Source organism: Aliivibrio fischeri (assembly GCF_009727955.1).
GTDB lineage: Bacteria > Pseudomonadota > Gammaproteobacteria > Enterobacterales > Vibrionaceae > Aliivibrio > Aliivibrio fischeri_A.
Genome location: NZ_WOBR01000004.1, coordinates 741168 through 755800, shown reverse-complemented (window position 1 = coordinate 755800; position 14633 = coordinate 741168). Strand labels below are relative to the sequence as shown.

The following is a 14633-nucleotide window of genomic DNA, read 5'->3' as shown; positions in this document are numbered from 1 at the left end:
ATTAAAACGGTGCGAAATCCCACTTAACTGTGCTATATTTTGCAATCTTGCACGTTTATCAGTATTAATTATCTTGGTGCATAGAAATAGTATTATTTGCTAAGGCAATTGATATTGATACGACAGAACTAATTGAGGGATATTGGCTCTATGAGCGATCTTGCTAAAGAGATCACGCCCGTAAATATTGAAGATGAGCTTCGAGGTTCTTACCTAGACTATGCGATGTCAGTAATCGTTGGTCGTGCTCTTCCCGATGTGCGTGATGGCCTAAAACCAGTACACCGCCGCGTTTTATTCGCAATGGATGTACTAGGTAATGATTGGAATAAACCATATAAAAAATCTGCCCGTGTTGTTGGCGACGTAATCGGTAAATATCACCCTCATGGTGATAGTGCTGTTTATGACACCATCGTACGTATGGCGCAACCGTTCTCACTACGCTATATGCTAGTTGATGGCCAAGGTAACTTTGGTTCTATCGATGGTGACTCAGCGGCGGCGATGCGTTATACCGAAGTTCGTATGGCGAAAATCGCTCACGAACTGTTGGCTGATCTAGATAAAGAAACTGTAGATTATGTTCCTAACTATGATGGTACAGAACAGATCCCTGCAGTATTACCAACAAAGATCCCGAACCTACTTGTAAATGGTTCATCAGGTATCGCGGTTGGTATGGCAACAAACATCCCACCACATAACTTAACAGAAGTGGTAAATGGTTGTTTGGCTTTCATCGAAAATGAAGAAATCACGATCGATGAGCTAATGAATTACATTCCAGGTCCTGACTTTCCGACTGCTGCATTGATCAGCGGTCGTAAAGGCATCGTTGATGCTTATAAGACAGGTCGTGGTAAAGTTTACATGCGTTCTAAAGCTAACATCGAAGCTGACAAAAATGGTAAAGAAACCATTATTGTTACTGAGATCCCTTATCAAGTTAACAAAGCTCGCTTGATCGAAAAGATCGCTGAGCTAGTTAAAGATAAGAAAGTAGAAGGCATTTCAGCACTACGTGACGAATCTGATAAAGATGGTATGCGTATTGTTATTGAATGTAAGCGTGATGCAGTAGGTGAGGTTGTTCTTAATAACCTTTATTCTCTGACTCAACTTCAAACTACATTCGGTATCAACATGGTTGCACTAGATAATGGGCAACCAAAACTATTCAACCTGAAAGAAATGTTGAAGTGTTTCGTTGATCACCGTCGTGAAGTCGTTACTCGCCGTACTATTTTTGAATTACGCAAAGCGCGTGATCGTGCTCATATCCTTGAAGGTTTAGCACTAGCATTAGCGAATATCGATGAAATCATCGAATTGATCCGTAATGCGCCAACACCAGCAGAAGCAAAAGAAGGTCTAATCTCACGTGGTTGGGATTTAGGTAACGTTGCTTCAATGCTAGAGCGTGCTGGTACTGATGCTGCTCGTCCTGATTGGTTAGAGCCAGAGTTTGGTATTCGTGAAGGTAAATACTTCTTAACAGAACAACAAGCTCAAGCAATTCTAGAACTTCGTCTACACCGTTTAACAGGTTTAGAGCATGAGAAGATTTTAGATGAATACAAAGCACTATTAGATGAAATCGCAGAGCTAATGCATATTCTTGCAAGCACTGAACGTCTAATGGAAGTGATCCGTGACGAATTAGTGATGGTTCGCGACATGTACGGTGATGAGCGTCGCACTGAAATTGGTGCAGCGATTCATGACATCGACATGGAAGACCTAATTACACAAGAAGATGTTGTCGTAACACTTTCTCGTGAAGGTTATGTTAAGTACCAAATTCTAAGCGATTACGAAGCACAACGTCGTGGTGGTAAAGGTAAGAGTGCAACTAAGATGAAAGATGAAGATTTCATCGAACGTCTACTTGTTGCGAATACTCATGATAATATCCTTTGTTTCTCTACACGTGGTAAAGCGTACAGCTTGAAAGTGTTCCAATTACCTCAAGCAAGCCGTACTGCTCGTGGTAAGCCAATCGTAAACATTCTTCCTCTAGAAGAAGGTGAGCGTATCACAGCGATTCTACCAGTATCTGAATACTCTGAAGATAAGTTTATCTTTATGGCTACAGGTGATGGTACCGTTAAGAAAACATCACTAGATCAATTTGCAAAAGTTCGTGCAAACGGCTTAATCGCAGTAAATCTACGTGAAGATGATTCACTAATTGGTGTAGATATCACTGATGGTTCAAGTGAAATCATGCTGTTCTCTAAAGCAGGTAAAGTGGTTCGTTTCAACGAAGAACAAGTTCGTGGTATGGGCCGTACAGCTTCTGGTGTTCGTGGTATGAAACTGTCTGGTGAAGATCAGGTTGTTTCGTTAATCGTTCCTTCTAACGAAGGCGATATCTTAACAGTGACTCAAAATGGTTACGGTAAACGTACTGTTCTTTCTGAGTACCCTGCGAAGAGCCGTGCAACGCAAGGTGTTGTATCTATCAAAGTTTCTGAACGTAACGGCAGTGTTGTCGGTGCAGTTCAAGCTGAAGATGGCGATGAATTCATGATGATCACAGATGCAGGTACGCTAGTTCGTACTCGTGTATCTGAAGTTAGCCAAGTGGGTCGTAATACTCAAGGTGTAACATTGATCCGTACTTCTGAAAATGAAAATGTAGTTGCACTGCAACGCATTGATGAAGTTGAAGAAGCTGAAATCATTGAAGGTGAAGAGGGCGAAGTAACAGTGACAACTGAAGCAACTGAGGCCCCTCAATCTGATACCGATGCTGAGAGTACAGAAGAATAATTTATTCTAATGTTAAATAAAAAGCCCGCTTAGAAATAAGCGGGCTTTTTTTATTATTAAAAAACGTCAAAAATGCCTTGTTCTGAATATAAATTTGATGCAATAACAAACGTTTTTTTTCCGCAAGAAATACATACAGGTGGACCAAACCACGCAGCATAGCATTCTCCACATGAATAATGAGCATTAATTAAACGTAAATGAGTTTTATCAGGGATTACGTTTAAAGCAGCTTGTTGTAATTTAATTTGTCTTTCATCTTTTATTATTGTTTTCATTCTAGCCAACTTTACGGTGTTAATGAGATACATAAATTTCATTAATGAGATACCTATAAAGAAGTATGATATGATATGACTCGTAAAACAATAATGCAGATTGTGATCTAGATTGCCTTTTTAAAAATAAAAAAGAGTGCAGAAGCACTCTTTTATAAGTCATTATTTAATTTATAAATTTTAGTTGTTGTAAGCGGTTTTTAGAGCAACAAATCGCTCGACTAAGTCATCGATAGCGGTTTGATCGTAAGCCTTTAAACCTGTCGCAATCATTCGCTTAGTACCATGACCAACTTCTTCACCGTTTTCTGTAAATTTGAAGTTTAGCTTAACAATGCCACGTTTCCCTTCAATATCCATGGTTGCACCAGTGAATTCAACACTAGGTGCAGCAATATCTAATCGAGTAAATTCGATATCCATGCTTTCATAAATTACTAATGGGCGCTGACAATTAATCATTAATTGTTTTTCTTCCATTAATGGAACCATGATATGAGGGAAGTTCATTCCTGAAAATTGAACATATTGTTTTACAACATGCTCAATAAACTCAGGGTTAAGATTTTTTTCACCACTACGCTTTACATGAAGATATACTTTTTCATTATCGTCTGAAAGTGAATATTCACCTTGTTCAGTGTGGTTAATATGTAACGCTGTACCGTTAGATACCATACCTGCAAAATCGAAGTGCATTTTATTGCTGATGCCAGTTTTAGATAGTAAAACTGCAAACAATAAATCACCAGGAACACAGAAACGCTTAGAATCCACATCATGAATTGGGTTAAAATCACCAGCCACTTTTTTCGCAAAATCGCTTGCTTGTTGGCGTGTGAATTCAAATGAGTTATCTGTTTCTGAAAAATATTGATTTAACTGCATAATAAATTTGGTAAAAACCTAGCTAATGAAATAACTTGGATAGTATAACCAATCTCTTCTCATCTAATGGTCTATCCAGTGCGAATAAAAGTAAAAACAATCAGTTAAACGTTTCAAAATGTAGATAAATTGACATTTACTTCACGGTTATCTCGATATAATCACAAAAGAAGTACTCACATCAACCAATGTATTTATTGTATCTAAGGTTGAACATTAAGGTTAAAGAATGAAATCGTTAATAACGGTAGGGCTAGTTTTTTCATTAATAGCATCAAGTTACAGTGCTCAGGCAGAAGAAAAGCAATCTGGAGATCTCGCTGCAGACATTGGTGCGGTTGGGATTCCTGTTATTGCAGGTTCGATAGCTTTATATAAAGAAGATTATGATGGTTTTTGGATGTTTGCTAAAGGCGCTACTTACACTTTAGCTGCAACACAAGCGTTAAAATATACAGTAAAAGAGGAGCGACCAAATGGGGAGGACAATTTAAGTTTTCCATCTGGGCATTCATCGTCTGCATTCCAAGGTGCTTCATACTTACAGTTCCGTTATGGTTGGGAATATGGGGTTCCTGCTTATATAGGGGCGAGTTTAGTTGGATATTCACGTGTGGAGAATGAACACCATTATTGGCGTGATGTAATTGCCGGTGCAGTATTGGCGACAACCATTCAATATTTGGTTACTGATAAGTACCTTGATTCAAATAACGTCATGATTGCACCTGTGATCAGTGATGAACAAGTTGGAATCGCAGCATCTTTCTCATTTTAATTGGCAAATGGTGTACAAGCGAGTAAAATCAGCTCCCTTTTAATAATGCTAGGTGTACCACAATGTTTATTGGATTTGACTACGGAACCGCTAACTGTTCAGTTGCGACCATTCAAAATAACCAAACAAAATTACTAAAACTAGAAGGGGATAATACTTTTATTCCTTCTGCGTTATGTGCACCTACTCGTGAAGCGGTTTCTGAATATTTATTTCGTATTTGGGGCGTTCAGCCAAGTACAGATATAAATGAACGTTTGCTTCACACTGCAATTTCATACAATCGTGAAGAAGATATCGATGTTGATGCTGAGTCGATGACATTTGGTCAAGCAGCATTAAATATGTACATCGAAGATCCTGAAGAAGTGTATTACGTAAAATCACCTAAATCATTCTTAGGTGTATCTGGTTTGCGTGATGTACAAGTGAGTTTATTTGAAGATCTTGTTACTGCAATGATGAAAAACATCAAAAACAATGCAGAGCAAGAGCTACAGCAAGATATTACGTCGACAGTAATTGGCCGCCCAATTAACTTCCAAGGCGCAGCAAGCGACGAAGCTAATGCTCAAGCAATTTCAATTTTGTCACGTGCAGCAATGCGTGTGGGTTTTAAAAATATTGAGTTTCAATTTGAGCCAGTTGCGGCAGGTTTAGACTTTGAACAAACATTAACAGAAGACAAAACGGTTCTGATTGTTGATATCGGCGGTGGTACGACGGACTGTTCAATGATTCAAATGGGGCCGTCTTGGCGTGAACACCATGACAGAACGAAAGGGATCTTATCTCACAGTGGTTCTCGTATTGGTGGTAACGATTTAGACATTTACCTTGCACATCGTCAGTTTATGCCTTTACTTGGTTCACAGAGTCGAACTCATAAAGGCTTAGAATTACCAATGACGCAGTTTTGGAACCCAATTGCCATCAACAACATCGTTGCTCAGCTGGATTTCTTTGGTTTTGGTAATCGTAAACATTTAATGCAGATGTTTAATGATACTCAAGAGCCAGAAAAAGTTGCACGTTTAATTAAACTTTATGATGAAAAGTTAAGTTACAAACTGCTGCGTGATGCAGAGCAAACGAAAATAGCATTATCAGAATATGCAGAGAAAGCCGTTGATTTAAGTTATCTTGATGAAGGTTTAACCTTAAATATTTCTCAACAATGTTTAGCAGAAGCAATTGCGAAGCCACAAGAGAACATTAATAAGCTGATTAAAGAAGCGATCGTTCAAGCTGGTACGACACCAGATATCATTTATGTCACTGGCGGTTCTGCTCGTTCTCCAATTCTACGTTCAGCATTACAACAGCAATTACCAAACATTGAGATTGTTGGTGGTAATTATTTTGGCTCTGTTACAGCGGGATTAGCACACTGGGCAAATTACTGCTTTGGGTAATGAGCTCTATTTTATTAATTGTTAATTTTCGAGCTGCATTGTCGCAGCTCGAATTGTATTAGGAAAAGACAATGAAAACAGCACCAACAGAAATGACGTTTTTTGAGCGTTTTGAATCAGATATTTTATCGGGTAAGAAAGTGATCACGATTCGTGATGAATCAGAAAAAGATTACGTGATTGGAACCGAAGTTGAAGTTAGTACTTATGAAGATAATCGTCGTTTTTGCCGATTAGCTATCGACAATGTTGAACCAATTAATTTTGATGATCTTAATCAGTACCATGCTGAGCAAGAGAATATGACATTAGAAGAACTTAAAAATATTATCGAAGAAATTTACCCAAATAAAGGTCAACTTTACGTTATCTCTTATCATTTAGTTTAAAGGAAATAGAGGTCAATAATGGAATTATTATCTATCGACTTTTTAGGTCAGCCACTTCGTTTAGAAGGTTCAATAGCAGGTTGGCAGCAATTATTTTGGAGTAATACTCTTGTTGCTCAACACGCTGCATCGGCGGATCATAATGATCACTATCATCATGAGTTTCAGTTAACTCAAGGTGAAAAAATCATCACTTGTCAGTTAGAGGCCAAAGTGACTTGGCAACCATTCCTTATTGAATACCGTGCAATGATTGATGGTGAGTTAGTAGCAGAAGGCTGCCGTAACGAAAAAGACATTGAAAAACAGGTTCCGCATACTCCTATTAAAGCTGAGCGTAAATTCAGTTTAATAGGGTTAGTTTCATTAGGAATGAAGGCATTAAAAAGTGCCAAATTAATTAAGGTTGTTTTAGCCTCTGCAAGTCTTGCTGCATACTCGTGGTTATTCTCTATTGAATTCGCTTTATCTTTGATCGCTTGTTTAATGTTTCATGAGTATGGACATATAAAAGCGATGAAATATTTTGGAATGAAAACCAAAGGTATTTACCTTATACCATTTTTAGGCGGTTTAGCTCTGAGTGATGAGAAGATAAATACGCGATGGCAAGATGTTGTTATCTCGATTATGGGGCCATTTTTTGGCTTAATCCTTTCGCTTATTCTTATGGTGGTATATTGGATAACAGGGGAGATGTTCTTTGCTGGTCTTGCTGTATTTAATGCATTCTTAAATTTATTTAATTTATTACCAATACTCCCATTAGATGGTGGGCACGTTTTAAAAAGTATTAGCTTTTCAATGAACAGTAAGCTTGGTATTTTTTTATGTGCACTAGCAGCTGTTAGTGGTGTCATATTAAGTTACTATTTAGGCCTAGCGCTGTTTGGTTTTTTACTTATCATGGGTAGTTTAGAAATTGTATTTGAATGGCGAGCTCGTCATCACAGTCATTTATTGCCACTGGATCGATACGGACAAATTATTTCATCGGTTTGGTATATAGGGTTAGTGAGTTCATTAATTGGCATTATTTGGTATTTTGCAAGTAGCGGTGATGCTTTGCTGCAATTACCTATGCAAATATTAGGAACTTAATCTCTAAAATTAAGATTATTAGCTCTTAATAGCTAAAAGGAATTACGGATGTTTAAAAAATTAAAAGCCTCTCTTGGCATTGGTGCCGCAAAAGTGGATACCATTTTAGAAAATCCAGAGCTTTTCCAAGGGGATAAGCTTATTGGTGCCGTTCATATTCAAGGTGGCGATATAGAGCAGAAAATTGATGCTATTCATATCAAGCTGAACACAGAGATTAAAATTGAAAATGATAATGGTGTGAGTTATCAAATATTCACTCTATTTCATACACAAGCGGTTAATCCATTTGTTATCCAAGCCGGTGAGCAGAAAAAATTACCATTTACTATTAAGTTACCTGACGAAACACCAATTACGGCATTAAATGTTCGTAATAACCACTGTGACGTATGGGTTGAGACGGTATTGGATATTGATTTCGCATTAGATCCAACAGATCGAGATTTACTAATAGTAAAACCGTTACCTGTCGCTGGAGCGATTATCCAACAAGTTGAGCAAGCCGGCTTTAACATGGTAAAAGCAGATGTTGAGAAGGGCTTTTTAAATGGAGGTCACTTCAAGTCTCATTCTGGTTGTTACCAAGAAATTGAATTTAGAAGTAGCGGCTTTATTAATAAGAAAGAAATTGAATTGTCATTTATTTTGGATGGTAGTGTTATCCATTGCTTAGCGGAAGTTGACCGTTCTCTTGGTTTTAACCGTGGTGATCAATACATTTCATTCTCTTTAGGTCTAAATGCCTCAAGTGCTGAAATAAATAATGCTGTTCAGCGAATTTTACGTGTATAAATTCTGATGAAATAAGCGTTAAGTAGAATGATTAAATGAAAATAAAGCTCTCTAATTTAGAGAGCTTTATTTGTTTTATGCTTCTATAGCATTATAAAACGTTATTTTTGGTTCTTCTTCTAAAAGACCATCAAGGTTAGCAATCAAGTCAGTAAAATGTGTTTCTTTACAATGTGAATCAAAAGCATTTTGATCAGCAAATTGTTCTTGAAATAAAAATTTACGGTTATCTGATTGGTCTTGAAATAAACAATAGCGAATACAGCCTTTTTCGTTACGAGTAGGAGCTAATATTGCTGTTAGTAGTTGATATAATGCGTCTTCTTTTCCCATCTTAGCGCAGAACTGTGCAGTCAAGTGAATCATTTTTTTCTCCAATTTATTTATTATAAATAACGACCAGCTCGTTGAATAAACTCAATCTTATAGCCGTCAGGATCGGTAATGAAAAAGAACGTCGCTAATAGTTCGCCTTCATGATCGAATGATTTAATATCAGAAGCGTTAATACCGCATGCACTGAGACGCTTATGTGCCGTGTAAATACAATCAACACTTACCGCGATGTGTCCATAACCGTTACCGTGAACATAGGGTTCGTGTTGGTCATGGTTATGAGTCAATTCGATTTCAAATCCTGTTTCAGAATTCGCAAGGTAGGTCAGTGAAAAATCATTAAAATGATATTGATTAACGATCTCTAGTTCTAGTGCATCACGGTAGAATTTGATGGAGGCAGATAAGTCTTGCACTCTCACCATGCTATGTATCAGTTTTGTCATGAGTTCTCCTTGTGAGTGAGAACATCATAATGAGAGTTTGAAGCAGGGTGGTAGTACGTGAGTACGACAAATGATAAATCTATTAAAATGAATGTGTCATTAAAGAGTTAAGAGTGTTTCTTGGGGTTTACGTGAATAAATTAAACAAGCACAGCGAAGTAACGAAGCAAAATTAGTGACCTCTCCGTTATGTTCTAATGCCTCTTTGTATATTGTAGAAATAAAACGTGGGACGCTTAAACCTTGGTACTCAGCGATTTCTTCAAGTGTTTCCCAAAAACTAGCTTCTAGTTTTACACTGGTAGCATGACCATCAATTCGAATAGAACGAGTGATGAATTGGTAGTTTTCAGTTGGCTGATGAGCAAATATTTCACACATAAATATCATAGGTCTGTTGAGTGATTGCATTATTCTGTATGGAAATGAAGCGAGAATCAAATAACTGGGAAATATCATTTTTGTGATCTTGATTCTTTTTTTGCATTAATGAGTTAAGAAACGTACAATAGCGCTCTTGTGAGTATTCCCGACCTTTGTGTGGTTGATTGATTCTCACAACTATTCTATATACAACGTATTTTTCGTTTATTAATTTTTAGCATGTGTTGCTTCGTGTGCAACACCACTGTAAAGGATAAAACATGCCTGTAATTACTCTTCCAGACGGTTCTCAACGTCAATTCGATAACGCTGTTTCAACTATGGATGTCGCTGCTGACATCGGTCCAGGTCTTGCGAAAGCTTGTATCGCTGGTCGTGTTGATGGTGTTCGTGTTGATGCGTGCGATTTAATTGAAAATGACGCTCAACTTGAAATCATCACAGCAAAAGATGAAGACGGTTTAGAAATCATTCGTCACTCTTGTGCGCACCTTTTAGGTCACGCAGTTAAGCAGCTTTTCCCTGAAGCTAAGATGGCGATTGGTCCAACAATCGATAACGGTTTCTACTACGATATCGATATGGAGCACTCTTTAACGCAAGAAGATCTTGATAAGATTGAAAAGCGTATGAAGGATCTTGCTAAGACCAAGTACCAAGTAATTAAGAAGAACGTAAGCTGGCAAGAAGCGCGTGATACTTTTGAAGCACGCGGTGAAACTTACAAGATTGAAATCCTTGACGAAAACGTATCTAAAGACGATCGTCCAGGTTTATATCACCACGAAGAATACATTGATATGTGTCGTGGTCCTCACGTTCCTAACATGAGCTTCTGTCAGAACTTTAAGATTCTGAACGTTGCTGGTGCATACTGGCGTGGTAACAGTGACAATAAAATGCTGCAACGTGTCTACGGCACTGCATTCCAAGATAAGAAATTGCTTAAAGCACACCTTATCCGCCTAGAAGAAGCAGCAAAGCGTGATCACCGTAAAATTGGTAAGCAGCTTGATCTGTTCCATATGCAGCAAGAAGCTCCAGGTATGGTGTTCTGGCACCACAACGGTTGGACTATCTTCCGTGAACTAGAAGTATTTGTTCGTGAAAAACTAACTCAGTACGATTACCAAGAAGTAAAAGGCCCATTAATGATGGACCGCGTACTTTGGGAACGTTCTGGTCACTGGGACAAATACGCTGAAGCAATGTTCACAACAAGTTCTGAGAACCGTGAATACGCAATTAAACCAATGAACTGTCCAGGTCACGTTCAAATCTTTAACCAAGGTCTGAAATCATACCGTGATTTACCATTACGTATGGCTGAGTTTGGCTCATGTCACCGTAATGAACCATCTGGTGCTCTACACGGCATTATGCGTGTTCGTGGCTTCACTCAAGATGATGCACACGTATTCTGTACAGAAGCACAAGTTCAACAAGAAGTTAAATCTTGTATTGAAATGGTTTATGATACATATCAGACATTTGGTTTTGATAATATCGTAGTTAAGCTGTCTACACGTCCAGAACAACGCGTTGGTTCTGATGAAATGTGGGACCGTGCTGAGTCAGATTTAAAACTTGCTCTAGAGTCAATGGAGATTCCATACGAGATTCAAGAGGGTGAGGGTGCGTTCTACGGACCGAAAATTGAATTTACTTTGCATGATTGTCTGGACCGTGCGTGGCAATGTGGTACAGTACAGCTTGATTTTGCATTACCAGAGCGTTTAGGTGCAACTTACGTTGGTGAAGATAACGAACGTCACACACCAGTGATGATTCACCGCGCGATTTTAGGTTCACTAGAGCGTTTCATTGGTATCTTAATCGAAGACTATGCAGGCTTTTTCCCAACGTGGTTAGCTCCTGAACAAGCGATTGTTATGGGAATTACGGACAAACAAGCTGATTACGTACAAGAAATTGCAAAAAAACTGCAAAAAAATGGATTTAGAGTGAAAGCGGACTTGAGAAATGAGAAGATTGGCTTTAAAATCCGTGAACATACTTTGAAGCGTGTACCGTATATGCTTGTTTGTGGCGACCAGGAGATGGAAGCTGGAGAAATTGCAGTACGTACTCGTAAAGGTAAAGATTTGGGTAAATTCAAAATTGATGATTTTGTTGCATTCCTGCAGCAAGAAGTTAGTGCCCGAACGCTCAATACTGTGGAGGAATAAGGTATTAAAGGCGGAAAAAGAGCCCAACAGCCGGCTAAACAAAATGCTCATCGTTTAAACGGTGAAATTCGTGGCGTTAAAGAAGTGCGCCTAACAGGCCTTGATGGCGAATCAGTAGGTGTCGTTTCTCTAAACGAAGCTCTGGATGCAGCACTTGAAGCTGGTGTTGACTTAGTTGAAATCAGCCCAAATGCCGAGCCACCAGTTTGTCGTGTGATGGACTATGGCAAATTCCTCTTCGAAAAGGCGAAGGCTGCTAAAGAACAGAAGAAAAAGCAAAAACAGGTTCAGATCAAGGAAATTAAATTCCGACCTGGAACTGATATTGGAGACTATCAGGTAAAACTACGCAACCTGACTGGTTTCCTTGAAGACGGCAACAAAGTGAAGGTAACAATTCGCTTCCGTGGCCGCGAAATGGCTCACCAAAACATCGGTGTTGACGTTCTTAATCGTTTGAAAGCGGATACTGAAGAATTTGCAGTAGTCGAATCTTTCCCAACGAGAATTGAAGGTCGCCAGATGATTATGGTGTTGGCCCCTAAGAAGAAGTAATTTAGTGCATTCAAGTAATACAGCAGGGTAGCTGTTCGCAGTTACCCTGTTTTATTCGCCTAATTACTGTATGTTTAATCACGCAACAATGCGGAGTTATATTCATCATGCCTAAGATGAAATCAAACAAAGGTGCTTCTAAGCGTTTTAAGAAAACTGCTGGCGGTATCAAATTTAAGCACGCTACAAAACGTCACATCCTGACTAAACGTACTACTAAAAACAAGCGTCAGCTTCGTCCAAACTCTCTACTTCCAAAATGTGAAGTAGCAGCAGTTGCACGTATGCTTCCATACGCATAATTTTTAGTATTTATTTATAATTTTAGTTTAGGAGAGACATAATGCCTCGCGTAAAACGTGGTGTACAAGCTCGTGCACGTCATAAGAAAGTTCTGAAACAAGCTAAAGGTTACTACGGCGCACGTTCTCGTGTTTACCGTGTAGCTTTCCAGGCGGTAACTAAAGCAGGTCAATATGCTTACCGTGACCGTCGCAACAAAAAGCGTGTTTTCCGTCAACTTTGGATCGCTCGTATCAATGCTGCAGCTCGTCAAAACGAGATGTCTTACAGCCGTTTCATCAACGGTCTTAAGAAAGCATCTATTGAAATCGATCGTAAGATCCTAGCTGACATCGCTGTATTCGACAAAGTAGCATTCGCTGCTCTAGTTGAAAAAGCGAAAGCTGCTCTTTAATTAGAACAGTTTCAAGGCTTTAAGACTAAGAAAGGAGAGCACTAGCTCTCCTTTTTTTATGCCTGCAATTTATTCATATACCGACCATCAACCTCCTAATTCCCTTTCTATCTGTCAGTTTCTGTAAAGCTTATACAACTAACGTAAAGTTACTTTTGATTTAAAAACAAAAGCCTATTATTCACTCAATTGATTCATTTAATGAGTATTGAAAATGCGCAAATTTACTGTTCTGTTGCTTTTGCTATGGCTGCCATCTTTTGTTTCATCACTTACTGAACTTGATAGTGTGATGGATTTACGTAAACAATTAATCGTCTTAACTGGTTGGCTTGGTTTTGCTTATATGGGCGCAGCTATTGTTCTTTCTGCTCGTTTCAAATGGACAGAGCGGTTAGTGAAAGGATTAGATAAGGCTTATGGTCTACATAAAAAGTTAGGGATTTCAGCTTTTATTGCTTTGATTTTGCACTGGTTAGTGATTAAAGCTGCACACTGGGCTGTGCAACTAGGTTGGCTTGTACGTCCATCTCATGTAGGAAAAGAGAGAGTAATTACTGGGGTTGACTGGGTATCTCTTGCAGAGAAAGTGGGTGATATATCGTTTAAGTTTTTTATACTTTTTATCGTCATTAGTTTGGTTGAAAGAGTCAGTTATAAAAAATTTAAAGGGATCCACAAAATTGGTGGGGCATTAATGTTGGCTGGTGTGTTTCATACGCTGTTTTTGATCAAATGGGATCTTTCATTAATCCCAATGAATATTGCAATAATACTGATATCTGTTATTTCAGTTTGGTGTGCAATACTTTCACTAACGGGTTCTATTGGTAAGAAAAATAAAATAGACGGTGAGGTGGTTCAGGTTGATCAATTTAAAGATGATTCTGAATTTACTGTGGTGGCTCGTCTTCAAATTAAACTTGAGAGTGAACTGCAATATAAAGAAGGGCAATTTGCTTATATCAATTTACATGACGGTGAAGCGCCACATCCATTTTCTATTCTAAATTATAACGAAAAGACACGATTGGTTGAGTTTGGGATTAAAGGTCTTGGGGATTATACGCATCAATTAGTTAACCAAATTGCAGTAGGAAAAAAAGCAACAGTTGAAGGTGGTTATGGTTACTTCCAAGTCCCATCTGATATGAACCAAGTATGGGTAGGGGCAGGAATTGGGATCGTACCACTATTATCTCGATTATATTGGTTACAAAAGACGGCAAACAAAACGGCAAAAAATATTGAAAAGATCCATCTCTTTTATTGCGTAAACAATAAGAAAGAAGCCTTTTTCAGTGCCGAAATTACAACTATTTTGCGTCATATGGATTTTATTGAATTACATCTTATAGAGTCAGATAAGGGCTGTAGATTAACCACTGAGCAGATTCTAAAGAAAATCGATAGTGATTCATTTTCTGTTAGTTTTTGCGGACCTGAAGGATTTGGAATGAGTTTAAAGCAAGGTTTGATGGCTAACGGTCTTCCTGAAGCGTCATTTCATAAAGAAATATTTAAGATGCGTTGATCTGTATTTTTATTCAATCTAATCCTAAAGAGCCAACATAAACATATTGGCTCTTTTATTGAAACCTTTT

Annotated in this window: 16 protein-coding genes; 11 read left to right on the top strand and 5 right to left on the bottom strand. The window is 38.3% G+C overall.

The window, feature by feature from the left end; translation table 11 throughout:
* Nucleotides 1-150: 150 nt before the first annotated feature.
* The gene (gene gyrA, locus GNP81_RS06840) at nucleotides 151-2778 is read left to right on the top strand and encodes a DNA topoisomerase (ATP-hydrolyzing) subunit A (RefSeq protein WP_155673544.1); all 2628 of its coding nucleotides are present in this window, start codon (nucleotides 151-153) and stop codon (nucleotides 2776-2778) included.
* A 56-nt stretch (nucleotides 2779-2834) separates the two neighbouring features.
* Here the strand turns inward: gyrA and GNP81_RS06835 are convergent, their stop codons facing one another.
* Together GNP81_RS06835 and GNP81_RS06830 are read right to left on the bottom strand one after the other, a co-directional pair.
* Nucleotides 2835-3056, bottom strand: coding sequence for a hypothetical protein (locus GNP81_RS06835; protein ID WP_005419057.1), 222 nt, complete (start codon nucleotides 3054-3056; stop codon nucleotides 2835-2837).
* 180 nt (nucleotides 3057-3236) lie between these two features.
* The gene (locus GNP81_RS06830; RefSeq protein WP_155673545.1) at nucleotides 3237-3944 is read right to left on the bottom strand and encodes a DUF3581 domain-containing protein; all 708 of its coding nucleotides are present in this window, start codon (nucleotides 3942-3944) and stop codon (nucleotides 3237-3239) included.
* 229 nt (nucleotides 3945-4173) lie between these two features.
* On the opposite strand from GNP81_RS06830, the gene GNP81_RS06825 reads away from it, so the two are divergent.
* The 5 genes from GNP81_RS06825 (at nucleotide 4174) to GNP81_RS06805 (ending at nucleotide 8422) form a co-directional block, all read left to right on the top strand.
* A complete protein-coding gene (locus tag GNP81_RS06825; protein ID WP_155673546.1) occupies nucleotides 4174-4722 on the top strand; it encodes a phosphatase PAP2 family protein in 549 nt (182 codons plus the stop codon).
* 62 nt (nucleotides 4723-4784) lie between these two features.
* Nucleotides 4785-6137, top strand: a complete 1353-nt coding sequence (gene yegD, locus GNP81_RS06820) for a molecular chaperone (protein WP_146861313.1) — start codon at nucleotides 4785-4787, stop codon at nucleotides 6135-6137.
* A gap of 71 nt (nucleotides 6138-6208) precedes the next feature.
* A complete protein-coding gene (gene yqfB / locus GNP81_RS06815) occupies nucleotides 6209-6526 on the top strand; it encodes a N(4)-acetylcytidine aminohydrolase (protein WP_005419066.1) in 318 nt (105 codons plus the stop codon).
* Nucleotides 6527-6544: 18 nt separating this feature from the next.
* Nucleotides 6545-7627 carry a site-2 protease family protein gene (locus tag GNP81_RS06810; RefSeq protein WP_155673547.1) on the top strand — a complete coding sequence of 361 codons (1083 nt, stop codon included), beginning with the start codon at nucleotides 6545-6547 and terminating at the stop codon, nucleotides 7625-7627.
* Between the two features lie 48 nt (nucleotides 7628-7675).
* A complete protein-coding gene (locus tag GNP81_RS06805) occupies nucleotides 7676-8422 on the top strand; it encodes a sporulation protein (protein ID WP_146861307.1) in 747 nt (248 codons plus the stop codon).
* Between the two features lie 75 nt (nucleotides 8423-8497).
* Here GNP81_RS06805 and GNP81_RS06800 read toward each other — a convergent pair whose 3' ends face one another.
* The 3 genes from GNP81_RS06800 to GNP81_RS06790 all read right to left on the bottom strand — a co-directional run bounded on the left by GNP81_RS06800 (nucleotide 8498) and on the right by GNP81_RS06790 (nucleotide 9585).
* Nucleotides 8498-8788, bottom strand: a complete 291-nt coding sequence (locus GNP81_RS06800) for a putative quinol monooxygenase (RefSeq protein ID WP_065624007.1) — start codon at nucleotides 8786-8788, stop codon at nucleotides 8498-8500.
* A gap of 20 nt (nucleotides 8789-8808) precedes the next feature.
* Nucleotides 8809-9204, bottom strand: a complete 396-nt coding sequence (locus GNP81_RS06795) for a VOC family protein (protein WP_155672835.1) — start codon at nucleotides 9202-9204, stop codon at nucleotides 8809-8811.
* Nucleotides 9205-9303: 99 nt separating this feature from the next.
* A complete protein-coding gene (locus tag GNP81_RS06790) occupies nucleotides 9304-9585 on the bottom strand; it encodes a ribbon-helix-helix domain-containing protein (RefSeq protein WP_012533207.1) in 282 nt (93 codons plus the stop codon).
* A gap of 263 nt (nucleotides 9586-9848) precedes the next feature.
* Between GNP81_RS06790 and thrS the strand changes: the two genes are divergently transcribed.
* The 5 genes from thrS to GNP81_RS06765 all read left to right on the top strand — a co-directional run bounded on the left by thrS (nucleotide 9849) and on the right by GNP81_RS06765 (nucleotide 14563).
* The gene (gene thrS, locus GNP81_RS06785; protein ID WP_011261833.1) at nucleotides 9849-11777 is read left to right on the top strand and encodes a threonine--tRNA ligase; all 1929 of its coding nucleotides are present in this window, start codon (nucleotides 9849-9851) and stop codon (nucleotides 11775-11777) included.
* Between the two features lie 3 nt (nucleotides 11778-11780).
* Nucleotides 11781-12332 (top strand): translation initiation factor IF-3, encoded by a 552-nt coding sequence (gene infC, locus GNP81_RS06780; RefSeq protein WP_065594655.1) that lies wholly within the window; start codon nucleotides 11781-11783, stop codon nucleotides 12330-12332.
* Between the two features lie 107 nt (nucleotides 12333-12439).
* Nucleotides 12440-12634 carry a 50S ribosomal protein L35 gene (rpmI, locus tag GNP81_RS06775; protein WP_005419080.1) on the top strand — a complete coding sequence of 65 codons (195 nt, stop codon included), beginning with the start codon at nucleotides 12440-12442 and terminating at the stop codon, nucleotides 12632-12634.
* Between the two features lie 41 nt (nucleotides 12635-12675).
* A complete protein-coding gene (gene rplT, locus GNP81_RS06770; protein WP_005419081.1) occupies nucleotides 12676-13029 on the top strand; it encodes a 50S ribosomal protein L20 in 354 nt (117 codons plus the stop codon).
* Nucleotides 13030-13243: 214 nt separating this feature from the next.
* Nucleotides 13244-14563 carry a ferredoxin reductase family protein gene (locus GNP81_RS06765; RefSeq protein ID WP_155673548.1) on the top strand — a complete coding sequence of 440 codons (1320 nt, stop codon included), beginning with the start codon at nucleotides 13244-13246 and terminating at the stop codon, nucleotides 14561-14563.
* Nucleotides 14564-14633: the final 70 nt, after the last annotated feature.

Bases quoted from the DNA above. Each gene is read 5' to 3' on its own strand.
- GNP81_RS06800 (WP_065624007.1), bottom strand. From the start codon at position 8,788: ATGATTCACTTGACTGCACAGTTCTGCGCTAAGATGGGAAAAGAAGAC.
- GNP81_RS06790 (WP_012533207.1), bottom strand. From the start codon at position 9,585: ATGTGTGAAATATTTGCTCATCAGCCAACTGAAAACTACCAATTCATC.
- GNP81_RS06825 (WP_155673546.1), top strand. From the start codon at position 4,174: ATGAAATCGTTAATAACGGTAGGGCTAGTTTTTTCATTAATAGCATCA.
- GNP81_RS06795 (WP_155672835.1), bottom strand. From the start codon at position 9,204: ATGACAAAACTGATACATAGCATGGTGAGAGTGCAAGACTTATCTGCC.
- gyrA (WP_155673544.1), top strand. From the start codon at position 151: ATGAGCGATCTTGCTAAAGAGATCACGCCCGTAAATATTGAAGATGAG.
- GNP81_RS06765 (WP_155673548.1), top strand. From the start codon at position 13,244: ATGCGCAAATTTACTGTTCTGTTGCTTTTGCTATGGCTGCCATCTTTT.
- yqfB (WP_005419066.1), top strand. From the start codon at position 6,209: ATGAAAACAGCACCAACAGAAATGACGTTTTTTGAGCGTTTTGAATCA.
- GNP81_RS06830 (WP_155673545.1), bottom strand. From the start codon at position 3,944: ATGCAGTTAAATCAATATTTTTCAGAAACAGATAACTCATTTGAATTC.
- yegD (WP_146861313.1), top strand. From the start codon at position 4,785: ATGTTTATTGGATTTGACTACGGAACCGCTAACTGTTCAGTTGCGACC.
- GNP81_RS06805 (WP_146861307.1), top strand. From the start codon at position 7,676: ATGTTTAAAAAATTAAAAGCCTCTCTTGGCATTGGTGCCGCAAAAGTG.
- GNP81_RS06835 (WP_005419057.1), bottom strand. From the start codon at position 3,056: ATGAAAACAATAATAAAAGATGAAAGACAAATTAAATTACAACAAGCT.
- thrS (WP_011261833.1), top strand. From the start codon at position 9,849: ATGCCTGTAATTACTCTTCCAGACGGTTCTCAACGTCAATTCGATAAC.
- rplT (WP_005419081.1), top strand. From the start codon at position 12,676: ATGCCTCGCGTAAAACGTGGTGTACAAGCTCGTGCACGTCATAAGAAA.
- rpmI (WP_005419080.1), top strand. From the start codon at position 12,440: ATGCCTAAGATGAAATCAAACAAAGGTGCTTCTAAGCGTTTTAAGAAA.
- GNP81_RS06810 (WP_155673547.1), top strand. From the start codon at position 6,545: ATGGAATTATTATCTATCGACTTTTTAGGTCAGCCACTTCGTTTAGAA.